Here is a 19051-nt window from a genome sequence, read left to right as displayed (position 1 = left end):
GTTCGTTTTAACCTGTGCCTGTGCCTTTTTCTTTGCCTTCCTCTTTATCTTCTTACGCGGGCATTGCCTTCCCAGATACTCCAAACCATATCTTCGTCAGCAGGCTGGGCATAATCGGTAAGAAAGGTGGTTGCCATTGCTCCGGTGGCCCATCCAAACTGAGGCCACTTCTCGGGTTCCCATTCTTTTAGAATACCATAAAGCAAACCGCCAACAAAACCATCGCCTCCGCCAATGCGGTCAAGTACGCGGATAGGGCGTGGAAGGATGACCTGCCAGTTGCTGTCGCCTTCCAACATGATAGCTCCCCACAAGTGCTCGTTTACATTGACTACTTCGCGCAGGGTGGTGGTGAAAACAGCTGTGTTAGGGAAAGCTTGCTTCACACGTTGAATCATGCCTTTAAAGCCCTCAATTTGAGCCTCAATACCTTTCCCGCCAGCTTCAGGTCCTTGAATGCCAAGACAGAGTTGGTAGTCTTCTTCATTACCAATCAGAATGTCCGACAGCGAAGCAATTTCTGTAAAGTTTGCCCGCAATTCTTCTTCGCGGCCTTCCCAGAACGAAGCACGGTGGTTCAGGTCAAAAGAAATGCGACTCCCATATTTTTTTGCTGTTCGAGCCAGCTCCAGACAAAATTGGCTGGTGTCGGGAGATAGCGCGGCAATTAAGCCTGAAAGGTGAACAATTTGCACGCCTTCCTGCCCAAAAATCCGATCTAGGTCAAAGTCTTTGACATGAAGCTTACGACCGACTTCTCCTGCCCGGTCATTGTGTACACGAGGGCCACGCGAGCCATAGCCGCTGTCGGCGATATTGAACTGGTGACGGTAGCCCCAAGGGCCTCCTTGTTCAACATCAGGGCCTTCATAATCCATATGGCGACTCTTCAGGTTACTTTTTATCAGTTGTGCGATGGGGCTTCCTTTGACAAAGTTGGTTAACACTTTTACGGGTAATCCCAGGTAGGAAGCTATGCTGGCCACATTCGTTTCAGCACTGGTTGCCTGCATTTCAAACAGGTTACTGCTATGAACAGGTTGTCCATTTACCGGAGTAATCCGGATGCCCATGCTGGTCGGTACGATAAGCGAATAGCGGCAATCTTTTTTTAATTCAATGGTCATTTTGTTAGATTTTTAGATACTAGACAATAGATTATTAGATTTTAGTCTTTTAGAAAATAGATGGTGGATATTAGAAAAGAACCAAGAGCCAAGAACCAAGAACCAAGAGTTAAGAGGAGGATGGCCACTTGTCCTCTAATTCTTAGTTTCGTCCTGCTCGAATTTCAGGACCCCAACCAATCATCATCACCCAATTACACTCCTCCAAAAGCACTGTAACCTCCATCAACGGGAAGAATAATACCGGTAATAAAACTTGAAATATCAGAGATTAAGAAAAGAGAGGCTCCTTGCAGATCTTCCGGTTGTCCAAATTTGCCCATAGGAGTGTTGTCTACAATTTTCTGCCCACGTGGAGAATAACCGCCTGTTTTTTCATCGAGTACCAGAAAACGGTTTTGGTTGGTAATGAAAAAGCCTGGAGCGATGGCGTTTACGCGGATGCCGATTTTGGCAAAATGAACAGCCAGCCATTCTGTGAAATTATTCACTGATGCTTTTGCTGCCGAATAGGCTGGAATCTTGGTTAATGGCTTGTATGAGTTCATCGATGAGATGTTGAGGATAACGCCTTTTCTGGCTTTCAGCATGTCTTTACTAAAAACCATAGAAGGGAGTAGGGTACCTTTAAAATTGAGGGCAAATACTTGATCAAATCCTTCCATTTCCAAGCCATAGAAAGTGTCATCCAGACGATCGAGCATATCTTCAGTCAGTTGCTCTTCTTTAGTAGTCGCCTTGGGGTGGTTTCCCCCGGCTCCATTGATGAGAATATCTACAGGGCCAAGCTGAGCTTTAATGGCCTCGTGTGCCTCTTCTAGCTTTGCTTTATCGAGTACATCGCCTTCAATACCGATGATGGTTGCCTGATAAGTATCGGCTAACTGTTGAGCCACTTTTTCGGCCTGCTCTTTATCGCGGTCAAGAATGGCTATTTTTACGCCGACTGATGCCATGGCTTTGACAAGTTCCTGGCCAATAACACCTGCTCCGCCGGTGATCACACATACTTTGCCTTGCAGGTCTTTAAAACTAATTGGGTCCATAGTTACTGGTTTTAAATTCCTGGTAGAAATCCAGGTTTTCTTTAGTTAGAATATCTATTGATGTATAATTTTCGGAAGCAACTTCCTTCTTTAAAACAAGGTGCTGAAAAAGTTTACTGACAGCTTGATAACCTTGCTCTTCCGGACGCTGACAAATCAAAAAGTCAATCAAATCCTTGCGGACAAAATCGGCATTTGCCGGAATCAGGTCATAGCCAATCAGGCGAATGTCGGTCATGCTTTTGCTTTCAAGGTATTCGGCCACTTTGTAAACCTGAGAGTTCGTGACAAAGATTCCTCCAACTTGAGGCGAGTTTTTAAGCTCTTCTTCAATTTGCTTAAAATAGGCCTGGTGGTCGGTATTGTTGATCTCGACAGTACGAATGGATCGACTAGAACTCGCTGATTGCTTTTTAAAATAGTTGTAAAACCCCATTTCGCGCTGAACCAGGTGATTTTGATTGTCCATCTCTTTGGCAAAATGAATGACTAAAGCAGGGCTATTTGCCGGCATGGAGAAGTTCAACAATTTGGCGGCCAATGCCCCACTTTGAAAGGAGTTTTGCCCGATATAGCTCAACTTCGGACTTCCTTTGATGTTCGAATCAATAAAAACAAAGGGAATATTCAATTTTTCCAACTTAGTGATAAAAGCTTTGGACTCGCGCGAAAAGATTGGAGCGAGTACAATTCCGTCATGACCATGAGCAAGCAATTGCTTGGCCTGTTCTTTAAATAGTGCTGGATCGTTTTGTTTAAACTGGTAAATCACTACTTCGACTCCATAGGGCTGAATCTCCTGGAGTGCTTTGCTAATTCCATGTAAAGGCTTATTCCAATAGGCTTCGGCCGATTGCGGTTCTGGAATGAGGACGGCGAAGGAATAAACTTTCTTTGATGCCAGTGTGCTGGCCAAAATATTGGGTTGGTAGTCCAGCTCCTCAATGATTTTCAGGATTTTATTTCGTGTCTTTTTCGACACTTCACCGCGGTTATGGATTACGCGATCAACCGTTCCGATGGAGACATTCGCTTTCTCGGCAATGTCTTTAATCCGTATTCTGCTTGTTGGTTTGATAACTTTATCGATTTAAAATGAGTACTGTCAGGCTAACAAAGCTAGCTAATTTTTTTTACAATTCGTGTGCGGACACGGTTTTCATATTTGTAAAACATTTTTTCAACGATTTTTAGATTTTTATGTGGATTTGCGATAGAAATGTTCTACTTTCGTGTGCGAACACGGTTTTCCGTTAAACAAACGGAAACATCAAAATGAAGCGGATTGTTCGCCAATCAAGTTATTTTTATAAGAATCGGATTTTAAACAGAATAGTGAAACAAATGGAATTAAGTAAGTATAGTTTTGGAGTGGGAGACCGGTTTTCTCATCAAGGAGAAGCACAGTTACGAGCCATTGTGAAGGCTAATAAAGCAGGCGTTAATGTTGCTCCAGTTTGGAATAAATCGAACCGCGAACATGGAATTGTTCATACGCAACCCAATGATGTGCGCCAAGAGGCTGATGCCGCAGTTGCAGCCTTGGGATGGGAACAAGCTTATTTTGTTGACGCGGACCACATCAATTTAGGTACAGTAGCTCCGTTTGTGGACGGTTCTGACTTTTTTACGTTGGATGTTGCCGCTTTTATTGGCCAACCAAGCTCAGATGAGGTAATTGCTGCATTTCTGAAGGAATGTGAGCGATACAAAGGGCAGTTGGTAATTCCGGGAATTAAAGATCCAATTACGGTTGATGATCAGTTGTTGCGAGAGATTGCAAATCAGTTTTTGGCAGCAGTTGAGCAAGCAGCCGCCATTTATAACTGCCTGGTTGAAAGGAAAGGAAAAGGCAATTTCATTACAGAAGTGTCGATGGATGAAGTCGCGCAGCCGCAAACTCCGGTCGATTTATTTTTTATCTTGAAGATGTTGGCTGATAAAAATATTCCGGTGCAAACCATTGCTCCAAAATTCACCGGTCGGTTTAATAAGGGAGTTGACTATGTTGGTGATCAAGCGCAGTTTGCCCGCGAATTTGAAGAAGATGTATTGGTGATTGATTATGCCGTTCAGCAATTTGGATTGCCGGCTGATCTGAAATTGAGTGTCCACTCAGGTAGCGATAAGTTTTCCATTTACCCGGCGATGGGGGCAATCATCAAAAAATATGATAAAGGGCTGCATGTGAAAACTGCTGGAACAACTTGGCTGGAGGAAGTGATTGGCTTGGCTTTGGCGGGAGGTGAAGCGCTGGAGGCTGCCCGTGATATTTATACGACTGCTTTGGCCCGTCAAGACGAGTTGTGTGCTCCCTATGCTGATGTGATTGACATCGATCCGGAACAGTTGCCAAGTGTAGATGAGGTTAACGGATGGACGGGAGAGCAATTTGCCAATGCGCTCCGACATATCCCGAATCATCCGGAGTATAATCCCAACTTTCGCCAGTTGATTCATGTGGGGTACAAAGTTGCCGCTGAAATGGGAACGCGTTACTATTCTTTGCTTGAAGCACATGCGGAAATTATTGGGGCTTGTGTTGAGGAAAATATTTATGAGCGCCACTTGAAACGTTTGTTTGATTTGTAAAACCAAGCAGAAACAAATAAAACCAGGAAACATGAAAAAATTTATGGATGAGCACTTTTTGCTTCACTCGGAGACAGCACAAGAGCTTTATCATGAACATGCGGCTCCAATGCCGATTTTCGATTATCATTGCCACCTTTCACCAAAGGAAATAGCGGAAGATAAATCCTACGAAAACCTCAGCCAAATCTGGCTGCATGGCGATCATTATAAGTGGCGGGCGATGCGCAGTAACGGCGTGGATGAACGCTACTGTACCGGTGACGCCAGTGATTGGGAAAAATTTGAGAAATGGGCTGAAACCGTTCCTTATACCTTGCGAAATCCACTTTACCATTGGACTCACTTGGAGTTGAAGCGCTTTTTTGATGTTGACTTGCTACTCAGTCCGAAGACTGCTCGTGAGGTTTGGGAGCAGTGTAATGAAAAGCTTACTTCCGGCTCATTCTCTTGCCGTGATATTATTAGCAAGGCCAAAGTCGATACAATTTGTACTACCGATGATCCGATTGATTCATTAGAGTATCATCAGGCAATTTCCGAGGACGATTTTGAAACAGCTGTCCTCCCGGCTTGGCGACCAGATAAAGCGATGATGGTGGAGCAGACTGAAGCTTTTAATGATTATCTGGATCAATTGGCTGAAGTGGCCAATATTGAGATCGATAGTTTTGATGCCTTATTGATTGCCTTGGATAAGCGCCATGAGTTTTTCCACGAGAACGGTTGTCGTTTGTCTGATCATGGGCTGGACACAGCCTATGCTGATGATTATTCGATGAAAGACATTCATGCCATTTTTGATAAGGTTCGTTCATTGAAAAGCTTGAATGAGACTGAAATCAGGAAGTTTAAATCGTGCATGCTTTATGAATTTGGAATGATGGATCATGCTCGCGGATGGACGCAGCAGTACCACATTGGAGCTCAGCGTAACAACAGTACCCGCTTATTTAAGAAGCTGGGCCCGGACACTGGCTTTGACTCCATTGGTGATTTACCGGTGGCAGCCTCCTTGGCAAAAATGCTTGACCGACTGGACCAAAACAACAAACTGACCAAGACGGTGCTTTACAATCTTAACCCACGGGATAATGAGTTGTATGCTACAATGATTGGTAATTTTCAGGATGGTTCGTGTCCTGGAAAAATACAATATGGCTCTGGCTGGTGGTTTTTAGACCAAAAAGACGGGATGGAAAAACAATTGAATGCGCTTTCGAATCTGGGCTTATTGAGTCGTTTTGTGGGGATGTTGACCGATTCGCGGAGCTTCTTATCCTACACGCGTCACGAATATTTCCGCCGTACGCTTTGTAACTTGCTGGGAACGGATGTCGAACGAGGCGAGCTTCCCAATGATCCCGAGTTGTTGGGTAAATTGGTTCGGGATATTTCATTCTGGAATGCAAAAAATTACTTTGATTTTGAGTGAAAATACTTGAAAAGCTGTCAGAAAGCAGGCAAAATTATTGGTTCTATGAGAAAGGAATCTTATTTTTGCAATCGATTGCATTAAGTTGTAAAGTATAAACTAGCTACGAAACATATCAATAGAAATAATTCCCAACTCAGATTAGGATTGCTAAAAGAAGGTTTGTTTCCGTTGGCTTTTGAACTAAATAAAATTGACTCATGGATAAAAAAGTTATCACCTTTGGTGAAATCATGTTGCGTTTAGCAACTCCCGGATATTTAAGGTTTAATCAAACCGATAGTTTAACAGCTACCTTTGGAGGCGGTGAGGCCAACGTTGCTGTATCCTTGGCTAACTATGGAATTCCAGTAGATTTTGTAACTCGTTTACCGGAAAACGATATTGCACGGACTTGTAAAATGGATCTGAAAAGTTACGGTGTTGGCGTTGACCAAATTGTAACCGGAGGTGATCGGGTTGGTATCTACTTCTTGGAAACCGGTGCTGTAAGCCGTGGAAGTAAAGTTGTATACGACCGTGCTCATTCGGCCATTGCCGAGATTGAACCAGGTATGATTGATTGGGATCAGGTGTTTGAAGGTGCTGGTTGGTTCCACTGGACTGGAATTACCCCTGCAATTTCGCAGGGCGCTGCAGATGTTTGTCTGGAAGCAATTAAAAAAGCCAATGAAAAGGGAATTACGGTTTCTTGTGACTTGAACTACCGCAAGAATCTTTGGAAGTATGGAAAAACAGCGGGCGAGGTGATGCCTGATTTGGTGGCCGGAACCGACGTTGTTTTAGGTAATGAGGAAGATGCTGCTATGGTTCTTGGCATTCATCCTGAGGGAGTGGATGTAACCGGAGGACATGTCGAAGGAGCAGCTTACGAGTCTGTTTCAAAACAAATTATGGCTAAATTTCCACGTTGTAAGAAAGTGATTACCACGCTTCGTGGCTCTGTTAATGCTAACCACAACAGTTGGGCTGGCGTGCTTTGGGACGGTGAGAAATTATACGAATCTCGTCAATACCAGATTACCCACATTGTTGACCGTGTTGGAGGTGGCGATTCATTTATGGGAGGCCTGATTTATGGACTGCTAACGTATCCCAAAGATGACCAAAAGGCCTTGGAGTTTGCAGTGGCTGCCTCTTGTTTGAAACATACCATTTATGGCGATTACAACCAGGTGACTGTCTCTGAAGTTGAGAAACTGATGGGCGGTGATGCTTCTGGCCGGGTTGCACGATAAATTTGATTGGCGGGCAGAGAGCGAAGGGCATGAGTTCCGAAGCTTTGAGAAACTGTCTGCCAAAAACTGTTAACTATTAAAAACTTAAAACGAAATAGAATGGCTCGATTTTCTAGAATTGAAGTGGCACAAACCATGAAGCAAACTGGTTTAGTTCCGGTTTTTTATCATGCCGATACCGAGTTGTGCAAGCAAGTGGTTAAAGCATGTTATGATGGTGGTATCCGGGTGTTTGAATTCACAAACCGGGGAGATTTTGCTGCTGAGGTATTTAAAGAGCTCAACCAATGGGCTGCTGTTGAATGTCCGGAAATGATTATGGGGGTTGGCTCCATTGTTGATGAAGGAACAACTGCCCTGTATATTGCTTTGGGAGCAAACTTCATTGTGTCTCCTTTAATTGATGAAGGTATGGCCCGGGTTTGCAACAAGCGAAAAATTGCCTGGAGCCCTGGCTGCGGATCAGTAACCGAGATTGGCCGTGCTCATGAACTGGGCTGCGAAGTGGTGAAGATTTTCCCAGGATCATCCGTTGGAGGCCCCGACTTTGTTAAAGGGGTGATGGGACCAATGCCTTACGCCAGCATTATGCCTACGGGGGGCGTTTCGCCTGATGAAGCGAACCTGAGTGCTTGGTTTAAAGCCGGCGTTCATTGTGTTGGCATGGGATCGCAATTGTTCCCGAAGGAGGTTTTGCAACAGCGCAACTTTGGCTATATTACCGACAAGTGTCGCGAAGCACTCGAGCTAATTTCGAAATACAAAAAATAACCAACTACAATCAAAATGACTAACAAAGGGCTTGCTAAACTATTCCTGTTTGTTGTCCTGATGACCAGCTTTTCCTGTACGGGGCCTTCGGGCAAAAAAGAGCTGAAGCTTGCACATGGCTTGCCGGTTGATCATCCGGTGCACCAGGCAATGGAATTCATGGCTAAACGAACGGCCGAGTTATCAGACGGAAAACTAACCATTGAAGTTTATCCGGCTGAGCAATTGGGCTCGGAGCAACAGTGTGTGGAACTCCTTCAAATCGGAAGTCTGGCGATCACGAAAGTTTCGGCAGCAGTAATGGAGAGTTTCACCGATGATTATAAAGTATTCGGACTACCTTATATTTTTCGTTCAAAAGAGCATTCATTTAAAGTGATGGATGGCGAGATTGGCAAGGAATTGCTATTGAGTACCCAGGATAAATGGATCCGCGGCTTGTGTTATTACGATGCCGGCTCACGTAGTTTCTACACCAAGTCGAAACCAATCACACATCCTGATGACCTGGCGGGAATGAAAATTCGGGTTATGCGAAGTATTACCGCCGTGGAAATGACCAAAGCGTTGGGAGGCTCGCCTACACCTATTTCGTGGGGAGAGCTTTATACCGCATTGCAAAGTGGGGTGGTTGATGGAGCTGAAAACAATCCACCAAGTTTATATACTTCACGCCACTACGAAGTGTGTAAGTTCTATTCACTGGATGAGCATACAACAATTCCTGATGTCTTGGTTTTTAGCCAGGTAATTTGGGACAAGCTGAGTCCACAGGAACAAGCCTGGATTCAACAGGCGGCTGATGAGTCTGCAGTTTTACAGCGGAAGTTATGGGCTGAGTCTGAAAAGAAATCATTGGAAGAGGTGCAAAAAGCGGGTGTGAAGATCAACTATCCGGATAAAGCACCTTTCATTGAGAAAGTACAGCCTTTATTGGAAAGCTACCAAAGCAATCCGGTGATCTATTCCTACATTAAACGAATTCAAGCTGTTGACTAAAATTGAATGACATGACTTTACGAAAATACATGGATAAAGCCCTGGAATGGGTACTCGTTTTTTTGATGGGGATTCTGGTAATTGACGTGTTGTGGCAGGTCATTAGTCGTTACCTGATGAATGCTCCAAGTAGTTTTACAGATGAACTGGCCGGATTTTTATTGATCTGGGTTGGTTTGCTAGGCGCGGCTTATGTTGCCGGAAAGCGTGAACACCTGGCCATTGATCTGTTGATCCAGCGTAGTTCTCCAGCTCGAAAGTTTAAGCTGGAAGTGGCGATTAGTATTATTGTCATCTTGTTTGCGCTTACCGTGATGGTCGTTGGAGGTTCATGGCTGGTTTACACCCGTTTTTACCTATCCGTTAAATCAGCTGCCTTAGGCTTACCGCTTGGTGTGGTTTACCTGGTTTTACCACTGAGTGGATTGCTGATTGCCTATTTTGATATCGATAATCTGTATAACATGGTTAAAGAAAACCGGAAAAACTAAGCTTATGGAATTTCTAGAGATATTTGTACTGATTTTTAGTTTCATTGTTTTGCTGGTTATCGGTGTGCCAATTGCTTTTAGTATTGGTATCTCCGGTATTTTGACCATGCTGGTGAGTATTGATGTGATTCCAGCACTGACGACTTTTTCGCAACGCATGGCTACCGGCTTGGATAGTTTTGCGCTGCTGGCTATTCCGTTCTTCATTCTGGCCGGAAATATTATGAATAGCGGTGGGATTGCCATTCGGCTGATTGATTTTGCCCGTGTTTTGGTAGGGGGAATCCCGGGAGGTGTTGCCATTGTGAATGTTTTGGCGAATATGCTTTTTGGAGCGATCTCCGGATCTGCTGCGGCATCGGCATCGGCTATTGGAAGTATTATGGGGCCTGAGATGAAAAAAGAAGGCTACCCGGATAATTTCAGTGCTGCAGTTAACATTACTTCTGCAACAACTGGTTTATCGATTCCTCCAAGTAATATTCTGATTGTCTATTCGCTAGCGAGTGGGGGTGTTTCGATTACGGCACTTTTCCTGGCTGGTTATGTCCCTGGAATCTTAACTGGATTGGCTATTATTACCACTGCCGTGACCATGCTGATATACAAACAAAAAGGTTTTCAAGCCGCAGTAAAAGGTTTGGGAGTTGCTGTGTTAGTGGCTATTGGGGTGGTGTTGGCTTTTCAGGGAGTAAGTTTTGCCCGCGAATCATTTAGCCCGGTTGTGAACCAAGGCCTGTCAGGTGTTGCGCTCGTGGCCTTTGCTGTTTTTGCTTTCATCAAAACGAAAAATAACAAGGAAAAAGCATTGGCTGGAACCAAGAAGTTGTTGGATGCGATTCCTAGCTTACTGATGTTGATTATTGTAATCGGGGGAATTGTGGCCGGCTACTTTACAGCTACTGAGGCATCTGCTATTGCCGTTCTGTATTCCTTGATCCTGGCTTTTATCTACCGGCAAATTACAATCGCTGATCTTCCTGCAATTCTTTTACGCTCGGTAAAAACAACCGGGATTGTATTGCTCTTGGTGGCAACCTGTTTGGGCTTGTCGTGGATCATGGCTTACGAAAATATTCCTCAAAACGTGAGTGAAGGACTATTGACAATTTCAAGTAATCCATTCATCATCTTGTTGTTGATTAACCTGATTTTGCTCTTTGTGGGGATTTTTATGGATATGACTCCAGCGGTTTTGATTTTCACGCCCATCTTCTTACCAATTGTGACTGCCATGGGTGTTGATCCAATTCACTTTGGAATCATCATGGTACTCAACTTGAGTGTTGGCCTATGCACGCCTCCTGTTGGATCAGTCTTGTTTATTGGATGTAGTGTGTCGGGCTTGAGTATCGACAAAGTAATTAAACCATTGATTCCAATGTTTTTGGGCATGGTCGTTGTCTTGCTGCTAGTCACTTACCTGCCAGAATTGAGTTTGTGGTTGCCATCTAAGTTTGGATTTTAATTGGATGGTAAAAAAAGATATATGAGCGTTGTTTGTACCTAGGATTAAGAAGCTGTTTAATTTTAAACAGCTTCTAAGAAAACACTAGGGTTAGTTAAAGAAAAGAAAAACCGGAACTGTTCAAATGAATTGTTCCGGTTTTCTTTTTATCTCGTATTGCTATCCGTTTCCTGTGTGCTAATCTCACACCGACTATTCTTGGTGGTTATTCAAGATCATCAGCTCAGGGATTGGTACGACGAACTTTCCTCCCCATTCGTAAATGTATTTGTTGTAATTGATGATTTCGTCCTTCAAATTCCAAGGAAGAATAAAGACATAATCGGGTTTGGTTTCCTTAATTTTATCGGGATGATGGATGGGAATGTGCGTTCCGGGCAGAAAGTTTCCTTGTTTGTGTGGGTTGATGTCTACCGTATAGTCTAAGAAATCAGTTCTGACGCCGCAGTAATTCAATAGTGTATTGCCTTTTCCGGGAGCTCCATAGCCAACCACCTGTTTGTTTTCTCGTTTCGCTTTAATTAAAAACTCGAGTATCTTTCGTTTGGTTTCTTTCACCTTGTTATTGAAGTGATCGTAATATGCTAAGGTATCCATCCCTAATTCATGTTCATGTTTTAATAGGTCATGAACCGCTTGGGAAATGGGCTTGGAAGTATCGCCTTGATGGCAGGCATGGATCCTGATTGACCCACCATGCGTTTTTAGTTGCTGAACATCAAAAAGACATAATCCATAGCTTTTAAATATCTCTTTTACCGTTGTAAAGGAGAAATAGGAGAAGTGCTCGTGGTAAATCGTATCAAATTGATTTTCCTCAATTAGCCGTTCGAGATGAGGAAATTCCATGGTGATTAAGCCTCCTTCAGCCAGGAAGTATTTCATGCCTTTCAAAAAGTCATTGATATCAGGGACGTGGGCCAATACATTGTTCCCGATGATTAAGTTGGCTTTCCCATAGGTTTCAACCAGGTACTTGGCCGTCTCGTAGCCAAAAAACTTCACTTCTGTTTTGATGCCTTTTTCCCTTTCAGCGTATTGGGCAATTTCCGTTGACGGATCGATTCCCAGTACAGGAACACCTTTTTGCTTGAAAAACTGTAGTAGGTAGCCGTCATTACTGGCTATTTCTGCAACCAGGTGCTTGGGAGTAATGGCAAACCGTTCGCTGACGTAATCAACGTATTGCTTTGCGTGCTGAACCCAAGTATCAGAATAGGATGAATAGTAGGCATAGTCTCTGTAGATGATTTCAGGAGAAACAACTGCAGGAGTTTGCACCAAAAAGCACTTTTTGCAAACGTAAACCTGAAGCGGGAAGTGGGGTTCCATTTTGGTTAAATCTTCGACTCGGATTTTATCTTCGCATAGTGGTTGCACACCTAAATCAGTTACCAGGTGATGGAGTGGGCTATGACAGAAATTACATTTATGGGATGGTTGATTGTTCATCGGATTGAGATTATTCATTTTTTAAAGCATATCTAAATTATAACAAGTTCACCTTAAAGTCAATCTTATAGGTGGCTTTTTACCTCATTGAAATTGCAAAATGGAATGGAAGTAAGGAAAGTGGGGCGGATTTATTCAGAAGTATGAGACAAGAAAAAAAACTGGCTGCAAATCTAGTTGATTGCAGCCAATGGTATTGTAATATCAGTCGTGATGATTAGAGACTCTTTGAGAAGCTTTGCTTTTCGAAGGCTTAGAAAAGCGCTAGATACTTTTTTTACTTCTTCTACTTTCTTTGTGCTCTTCTTCTTTGGCATTCATCCGAATAATGCGCCCTTTGCCTTGCTCGATGATTAATTGTTGTCTGGCTTGAATGGTGGTCATTCGATAATGTAGCCATCCGAAAGTCGCAAAGCTAGCTCCCAAAAGCAGAGGAAAACCTAGCGTATTGCTCATATAATTGTCAATTGATAATGCTAGCATAACGAAGAGTCCGCTGTAGGCAATTAAGAAGGAACTTGCCTGAATATGAGTTAATCCGGACTTCAATAAAACATGGTGAATGTGGTTCATGTCAGGCGAAAAGGGAGACTTCTTATGGTAGATGCGAATGGCAAAAACCCTCAGCGTATCGGTTACCGGTACAATTAAAATGGACAAGGCGATGATCGGTGCATTGTTAAAGTAGAAAGGATCACTGGCAAGTGTATTAAGCTCATTAAACCGGATTAAAAGTGCTGCCAGGATGGTCCCGAGAACCAGAGAACCCGTATCGCCCATGAAAATTTTATGAGCTCCGCCCCACAGGTTGAAACGTAAGAATGCCAATAAGCTACCTGCCATAGCGGTGCATAGGACACCATAGATTGTAAATCCTGCAAAATAAAACCAAATACCAAGTACACTTGCGGCAAAGATGGTTAATCCACCAGCCAAACCATCAATCCCATCAATTAGATTGACAGCATTGATAATGAATAGAATGACAAGGACCGACAGTGGAATACTTGCCCAAGCATGAATCGTTGTTATTCCGGCAATGCCATAAGCTTGGGTAATGCGAAAATCTCCTAAAAACACCAGCATCAAAGCAGCAATTAGTTGGATGGCGAACTTTTTGCCGGCAGAAATAACCAGAATGTCATCTTTTAAGCCAATAAAAAACATCATAATGGTTGAGGCAAACAGAATGCGCATATCTGGAGACTCTGTTTCAGGCATAAACAACAAAGCAGTAATATTAATGCCTGCAAAAATGGCTACACCTCCTAAAGATGGAATTAGCTTTTTACTCACCTTCCTTTCATTGGGAACATCCATGAGGTTTTTTTCATTGGATATGCGAATGATCGGAGGAATAATTAAATAGGTTAAAATAAAGCTACTTATAGTACTGAAAAATAAAGTAGAGCTCACGATTGAGTAGTTAAAAATTATGTTGCAAAATTACTTGTCATAAAACAATAACCGCTAAAAAATAGAATTATTTCATGAACTGCACTTTTTTCGTGATGAACCCCCCCCTTTGAGGCAACGAAGCGCACTTTTTCGGACTTATTGTTTTAAAGCTATGATTGTGGTATTTGATTTACCATAAACAATCTATTGGTACTAAGTGAGATAGGCAATTTGAGGACTTGCATATGCTCTGATATCCGGTTATCTAACTCGTTAAGCGCCCGAGATGATACACATCCTGAGCGCTTAACGAGTTTTGTTTTTGGAAATCTTAAAACAGTTCCTAAGATCTGGTTACTTGAAAACCTTGGGGTGAAAGCGCAAAGTCAACAAAGCGTGCCCGATGATTAGGTGGATTTTGCTCCAGTTGCTTCTTGATCATACTGGCAGCCCGTTCATCTTTGGCCATCAGAAAGAGGTAACCTCCACCACCTGCACCGAGCAGTTTGTGCCCCCAGGTATAATCTTCCACCTGGTTGAGTATTTGTTGTACCGCCGGAGGATTGGTTCCTGCGTCCAGTTGCTGGTTTAAAAGCCAGCTGTGATGCACATGGTCCGCCAATTGCTGGTAGTTTCCCCGTTGAATAGTTTCAAAGGTGTTTAGCGCATGTTGTTTCATTTCCTCCAAAATTCGCAAATGGTTGGTTGAGTTGAGGAACATTCCTCTCACAATTTCGGCTAGAATATTCTTTGCCGTGCGTGTGATTCCGGTGTAGTAAAGCAACATGCAGTTGTGGTATTCCGGTCGGGTAAACAAATGATCGGGCAACCAACGGGACACCGGTTGTTGTAGGATGCCTGCTTCAGTTTGAAGGAGCTTCAGCCCGGGGAGGATACCGCCATACTGATCCTGCCAGCCACCTCCGGTAGTTAACAGTTGTTCCAGAACCAAGGTGCGATGACACACTTCATTCTGATCCCAGTTCAGGTTGAGAAAATCAGAAAGTGTCCCCAATACTGTTGCTGACAGAATGGAGCTTGTTCCTAAACCTGAGCCTTTCGGAACTGCTGCGAGCAAGGACAGCTCAATACCCGCCCCAAAAGCTTTCAATTGCTCTGTCAATGTTGGGTAGGTGATGGTTGAGAAGTCCGGGTGGAAACCGCAAAGGCATAAAGCTGCCTTCGGAATTGAGAAGGCTGAACCCACCTGGGCAAAATTGGCAAGCTCCTCGTAAGTGGACACTTCTTCTTTTAAGCCCAGATCAATGCTTCGGAAAACAATTTTATGCTCTGTGCTTGGCTTAACATAGACTTGTAAGGGTGGTTGTCCATTAAGCTCTACAGCGAGGTTAACCACATGGCCACCATGGGTGAGGCAGAAAGGAGCCGTGTCGGTCCAGCCACCAGCCAAGTCAAAACGAACCGGGCTTCTTCCCCAAATGATTTGATCATCGAAAGCATTCAACTGCGGGTGTGCCGGCTTATCTTTGACAGTATCCACAATTGTTTGCTGCAATATTTTAAAGGCTCGTTGCTCGTGAACGGTGCCATCGTTGTTTTTGAGCATAGCCACCCGTGCCCGAAACATCTCATCTTTTATGCGGAGAATAGCTTCTTCCTGCTCTCCTAAAGGGGAAGGAAGTTTAATGTTATCGTGAGCAAAGTCTTTGGCTGCATCTTCAAGGTTTACCTGGTAAAACACGCTCTTTTGATAGTTCTTGGCCAGTAGTTCCCAATTGATGCTTCGGAAATTAGCTCGTTGAGCATAGAGGCGCAACAGGTTGGCCTGGTTGTTGATTTCAGCGGCCGACAGGCGCTTACTGTTCAGCCAAAGGGCTTTCATCTCCGAAGAATCATTGGCCGGATCAATCAACCAGCGGAGTAGCTCTTCGGTCGGTTCATCTGTGAGTGGAAAAAGCGGAGCAAATTGAATGTCCGTATCCGGTTTTAACTGTGCTTCCTCCATGCTGATGCCCTTTTGCTGCAACCACTTGCTTAGTGAAAGACCAAGCCATTGGGCATCGCCAGCTAGCGTCCCATTAAACTTGTCGAAGAAGGCATACGGGCGAATACAAACGTCCGATTCACCAACGGGGACCAGATCCAAACAGGTTTCCGGAGCTAGTTTCAGCTGCCAGTTGTTTTCAGGAACTCCCGTGATGACATGATGGTGAGAGAGCTGCCAATGTTGTCCGATGTGGCTGTTTTCAATCCATAGATGATGATGCTCGCCGGTTAGCGTAATGTCAGTCGTCGCATTTTGGACAAACATGCTCGGATGTGGCTTCACCTTGCGTTGCCAAATGTTACGTTGATCGACCACTTGGTTTTGAATGATCTCAGTGCTTTCAATCAATTCGCGACTGGTTCCGTAGTGGTAGAACTCGCCATTGGGAAGGGTAACAACCTTTACGGTCAGCTCGTTGATTTCCGTATCGTCTTCTTTAGGAACCAAGCCCATGGCTGGTCCGAAAGTTCCGTACAAATCGTAATAATTAACCTGCCCGTCCTTAAACTGCGTTTGCTCTTCGCTCCATCCGGAACGTTTCATCAAGATCTGCATGGCCTTGGGACTAAGCAGCCAAACGCCGATATCCATCAAAAAGAGATGGTTTCCAGTGTGTGATTGAATGGTCTCTGCAGTGGGTTTTTGAAGCATAAACTGCAGGTCGGAGGGAGTGTTGCGCTTGCAAAAGAAAACTCCGTGGTTGGTGGCTTTTTCAGGGCTTACCCACATGCCCATGCAAACAATGTCTGCCTCGGGAATATTCGACAGGTTTTCAGAGGCACGAATCAACACATCGCCACTGGCAATTAAGGTGTTCAATGATTTTGGTGCTTTCTGAAGAATCCGTTCGTAAAGAGGCAATTGCAGCTCCAGTAGGTTTTGATCAAGGCGCTGCCCCTGCTGCCAACGAAAAACCGGGATGGGGGTCAGGATTTTGCCTGATGGCCCATAAGCCGGTAAACGCCGGCTTTGTCCCCCCGCATGAATGATGATGCGTTGTTCCTGCTCCAACCACTCATTAAATGGGGCTTGTTGGTTGTTGCTTAGCCAACTTTGGTGTAGCAGGTGGGCTGTGCCTCCGCCAGAACCAACTTTGGTACCGGCCGGGTCTGAAGTGCAAAAATATTCCTCCTGATTAACTTGCTCCAATTGGTGGAACTGGCTAACGAGGTTTTCGGGTAATGATAGTAGTTTTTTCATAGTAATCAAGTTTCAAATTTCTTCCAATCTTCTTTTCATTCAATTTAAAAAATTAGAAGGGGAATGATGACCTGCCAATTTTTAGCACGTGAGCATCCTGAATGCTTATTCAACGGTGTTTGACAGGTAATGTTTATAGAGCATCCGAATTCCTTCAGCTAATTCTACTTGATGCTTCCAGCCTAATTGATGTAACTTGCTTGGATCTGTCAGTTTGCGCATGGTACCATCGGGTTTCGATGCGTCAAATTCAATTTGCCCTTCAAAGCCAATCTCGTGTTGAATGGTTTCGGCAAGTTGGCGAATGGAGATTTCTTTTCCTGTGCCAATATTGATATGCGTATTTCTTACTTCCTTCGAATTGGAGTAGCTGGTTACGATCTCATCAAAGTTGCGATTTTCCATTAAGAAAACGCAGGCTTCGGCCATATCCTCTGACCATAAAAACTCGCGCATTGGATTACCTGTTCCCCATAGAAAGAGTTTGGTGGGCGATGATTCTTTTGCTTGGATGCCGTACTTTCTGAGGATCTCAAGAATTTCTGTTTTCGAGGCTTGTCCGTCAACGCCTTCTACCGGACGGTGATTGAGATCTTCCCGGATGTTTGTCCAATCGTCTTGATCCAGGCTTTTGGCCAAGTGAATTTTGCGAATCATCGCAGGCAAGACATGTGAGGTCTCCAGGTTGAAGTTATCATTTGGACCATAAAGGTTGGTCGGCATAACCGCGATAAAGTTGGTGCCATACTGTAGGTTGTATGACTCGCACAGCTTAAGCCCGGCTATTTTGGCAATGGCATAAGGCTCGTTGGTATATTCGAGGGGAGCGGTCAATAAGCAATCTTCGGGCATGGGCTGGGGGGCAAGCTTGGGATATATGCAAGTTGAACCCAGAAAGAGGAGCTTTTTAACGCCGTGCACATAGGATTGATGGATAACGTTGTTTTGAATTTGAAGATTCTCATAAATGAACTGTCCCCGGTAGGTATTGTTTGCGACAATTCCTCCAACTTTGGCTGCAGCGAGAATGACATAGTCAGGCTTTTCTGCTGCAAAGAAATCGGCTACTGCCGCTTGGTTGGTTAAATCCAGTTCGGAAGAGCTACGGCCAATTAGCCTGCTGTATCCCTTCTTTTCCAGGGTTTTCCATATGGCAGAGCCAACCAATCCCCGGTGTCCGGCGATGTATATTTTGGAGTCTTTTTGCATGGTATCTGTTTTTTACGCGAATTTAATCGAATTAATGCGAATTGGATTTTAAAAGATGTTAGCTTTTAACTTTTCCAAAGTTCGAAACTTTGGAAAAGCTCGGAAACTCTCCCCGAGTCAGCGAAGATTAGAAGGTCAGAAGGTTGGAAGATTGGAAGATTAGAAGGTCTGAATGTTAGAATGTCAGAATATTAGAATGGTTATGGTGAACCATCTTACTTTCCCGCCTAACCACCTAATCACTGATCACCCTTCACTCACGGACCACTGTTTTCTGATTCAGTTTTTTCACCTAATCACCTAACCACTTTATCACTGTTCTCTATTCACTTTCTACTTGCGCTTTAAGCCTTTCAGATCTTGGAGACGCTGAAAGGTTTGCGGCAGACGTTTTACGGATCACTGACGACCGACCACTTTTTCTATCTTTTTTCTCCTGCCGGAGGCCATCATTTTTGGCTTGACCCAAAAAGATGCAAAAAAGTCAAGAAAAAAATATGCTTCTTCCCGCTCGTGGCTTTCTTAACGGTTTCCGTATTACGGCTACTCCAACCTAAAAGTCACTTCACGCCCTCGCCGGCTCGCATTTTTTTCGGGCCCTCGCGGTTTTCACCTAG

At 44.0% G+C, this 19051-nt stretch carries 14 protein-coding genes; 7 read left to right on the top strand and 7 right to left on the bottom strand.

All coding sequences use genetic code 11. From position 1 onward, the window contains the following. Window positions 1–44: 44 nt before the first annotated feature. The 3 genes from BM156_RS13240 to BM156_RS13230 form a co-directional block, all read right to left on the bottom strand. The gene (locus tag BM156_RS13240; protein WP_093920369.1) at window positions 45–1127 is read right to left on the bottom strand and encodes a PfkB family carbohydrate kinase; all 1083 of its coding nucleotides are present in this window, start codon (window positions 1125–1127) and stop codon (window positions 45–47) included. A gap of 194 nt (window positions 1128–1321) precedes the next feature. Next, window positions 1322–2173: an SDR family oxidoreductase gene (locus tag BM156_RS13235; RefSeq protein ID WP_093920368.1), complete on the bottom strand. Its 852-nt coding sequence runs from the start codon at window positions 2171–2173 to the stop codon at window positions 1322–1324. Then, window positions 2160–3218, bottom strand: coding sequence for a LacI family DNA-binding transcriptional regulator (locus tag BM156_RS13230; RefSeq protein ID WP_262987309.1), 1059 nt, complete (start codon window positions 3216–3218; stop codon window positions 2160–2162). The genes BM156_RS13235 and BM156_RS13230 overlap by 14 nt, the downstream gene beginning before the upstream one ends. 299 nt (window positions 3219–3517) lie before the next feature. Here BM156_RS13230 and BM156_RS13225 point away from each other — a divergent pair, with 299 nt between their 5' ends. The 7 genes from BM156_RS13225 to BM156_RS13195 all read left to right on the top strand — a co-directional run bounded on the left by BM156_RS13225 (window position 3518) and on the right by BM156_RS13195 (window position 11167). Then, a complete protein-coding gene (locus BM156_RS13225; RefSeq protein WP_093920515.1) occupies window positions 3518–4765 on the top strand; it encodes a tagaturonate epimerase family protein in 1248 nt (415 codons plus the stop codon). 31 nt (window positions 4766–4796) lie between these two features. Next, window positions 4797–6200 carry a glucuronate isomerase gene (uxaC, locus tag BM156_RS13220; protein WP_093920514.1) on the top strand — a complete coding sequence of 468 codons (1404 nt, stop codon included), beginning with the start codon at window positions 4797–4799 and terminating at the stop codon, window positions 6198–6200. A 200-nt stretch (window positions 6201–6400) separates the two neighbouring features. Further along, entirely contained in the window at window positions 6401–7438 is a 1038-nt protein-coding gene (locus tag BM156_RS13215) for a sugar kinase (protein ID WP_093920366.1), read from the top strand. 99 nt (window positions 7439–7537) lie between these two features. Then, window positions 7538–8209 (top strand): bifunctional 4-hydroxy-2-oxoglutarate aldolase/2-dehydro-3-deoxy-phosphogluconate aldolase, encoded by a 672-nt coding sequence (locus tag BM156_RS13210; protein WP_093920365.1) that lies wholly within the window; start codon window positions 7538–7540, stop codon window positions 8207–8209. 15 nt (window positions 8210–8224) lie between these two features. Beyond that, window positions 8225–9208: a TRAP transporter substrate-binding protein gene (locus BM156_RS13205; RefSeq protein ID WP_093920364.1), complete on the top strand. Its 984-nt coding sequence runs from the start codon at window positions 8225–8227 to the stop codon at window positions 9206–9208. Between the two features lie 11 nt (window positions 9209–9219). Continuing rightward, window positions 9220–9699, top strand: a complete 480-nt coding sequence (locus BM156_RS13200) for a TRAP transporter small permease (protein WP_093920363.1) — start codon at window positions 9220–9222, stop codon at window positions 9697–9699. A gap of 4 nt (window positions 9700–9703) precedes the next feature. Beyond that, the gene (locus tag BM156_RS13195) at window positions 9704–11167 is read left to right on the top strand and encodes a TRAP transporter large permease (protein WP_093920362.1); all 1464 of its coding nucleotides are present in this window, start codon (window positions 9704–9706) and stop codon (window positions 11165–11167) included. 192 nt (window positions 11168–11359) lie between these two features. Here BM156_RS13195 and BM156_RS13190 read toward each other — a convergent pair whose 3' ends face one another. The 4 genes from BM156_RS13190 to BM156_RS13175 form a co-directional block, all read right to left on the bottom strand. Continuing rightward, a complete protein-coding gene (locus tag BM156_RS13190; RefSeq protein WP_093920361.1) occupies window positions 11360–12637 on the bottom strand; it encodes a class I SAM-dependent methyltransferase in 1278 nt (425 codons plus the stop codon). Between the two features lie 246 nt (window positions 12638–12883). After that, complete coding sequence (locus BM156_RS13185) at window positions 12884–14035, bottom strand: glycosyltransferase family 4 protein (protein WP_139218281.1); 1152 nt, start codon at window positions 14033–14035, stop codon at window positions 12884–12886. Window positions 14036–14360: 325 nt separating this feature from the next. Beyond that, complete coding sequence (locus BM156_RS13180) at window positions 14361–17225, bottom strand: bifunctional fucokinase/fucose-1-phosphate guanylyltransferase (RefSeq protein WP_093920359.1); 2865 nt, start codon at window positions 17223–17225, stop codon at window positions 14361–14363. A 105-nt stretch (window positions 17226–17330) separates the two neighbouring features. Next, the gene (locus BM156_RS13175) at window positions 17331–18434 is read right to left on the bottom strand and encodes a GDP-L-fucose synthase family protein (protein WP_093920358.1); all 1104 of its coding nucleotides are present in this window, start codon (window positions 18432–18434) and stop codon (window positions 17331–17333) included. Between the last annotated feature and the right edge of the window lie 617 nt (window positions 18435–19051).

Source organism: Sunxiuqinia elliptica (assembly GCF_900113005.1).
Lineage (GTDB): Bacteria > Bacteroidota > Bacteroidia > Bacteroidales > Prolixibacteraceae > Sunxiuqinia > Sunxiuqinia elliptica.
The sequence above is the reverse complement of the archived record's forward strand: the minus strand, read 5'-3'. Positions and strand labels throughout refer to the sequence as shown.

What these genes read in the sequence shown, in the direction of transcription:
- BM156_RS13240 (WP_093920369.1), bottom strand. Translation starts at nt 1,127, where the DNA reads ATGACCATTGAATTAAAAAAAGATTGCCGCTATTCGCTTATCGTACCG.
- BM156_RS13235 (WP_093920368.1), bottom strand. Translation starts at nt 2,173, where the DNA reads ATGGACCCAATTAGTTTTAAAGACCTGCAAGGCAAAGTATGTGTGATC.
- BM156_RS13225 (WP_093920515.1), top strand. Translation starts at nt 3,518, where the DNA reads ATGGAATTAAGTAAGTATAGTTTTGGAGTGGGAGACCGGTTTTCTCAT.
- uxaC (WP_093920514.1), top strand. Translation starts at nt 4,797, where the DNA reads ATGAAAAAATTTATGGATGAGCACTTTTTGCTTCACTCGGAGACAGCA.
- BM156_RS13215 (WP_093920366.1), top strand. Translation starts at nt 6,401, where the DNA reads ATGGATAAAAAAGTTATCACCTTTGGTGAAATCATGTTGCGTTTAGCA.
- BM156_RS13210 (WP_093920365.1), top strand. Translation starts at nt 7,538, where the DNA reads ATGGCTCGATTTTCTAGAATTGAAGTGGCACAAACCATGAAGCAAACT.
- BM156_RS13205 (WP_093920364.1), top strand. Translation starts at nt 8,225, where the DNA reads ATGACTAACAAAGGGCTTGCTAAACTATTCCTGTTTGTTGTCCTGATG.
- BM156_RS13200 (WP_093920363.1), top strand. Translation starts at nt 9,220, where the DNA reads ATGACTTTACGAAAATACATGGATAAAGCCCTGGAATGGGTACTCGTT.
- BM156_RS13195 (WP_093920362.1), top strand. Translation starts at nt 9,704, where the DNA reads ATGGAATTTCTAGAGATATTTGTACTGATTTTTAGTTTCATTGTTTTG.
- BM156_RS13190 (WP_093920361.1), bottom strand. Translation starts at nt 12,637, where the DNA reads ATGAATAATCTCAATCCGATGAACAATCAACCATCCCATAAATGTAAT.
- BM156_RS13180 (WP_093920359.1), bottom strand. Translation starts at nt 17,225, where the DNA reads ATGAAAAAACTACTATCATTACCCGAAAACCTCGTTAGCCAGTTCCAC.
- BM156_RS13175 (WP_093920358.1), bottom strand. Translation starts at nt 18,434, where the DNA reads ATGCAAAAAGACTCCAAAATATACATCGCCGGACACCGGGGATTGGTT.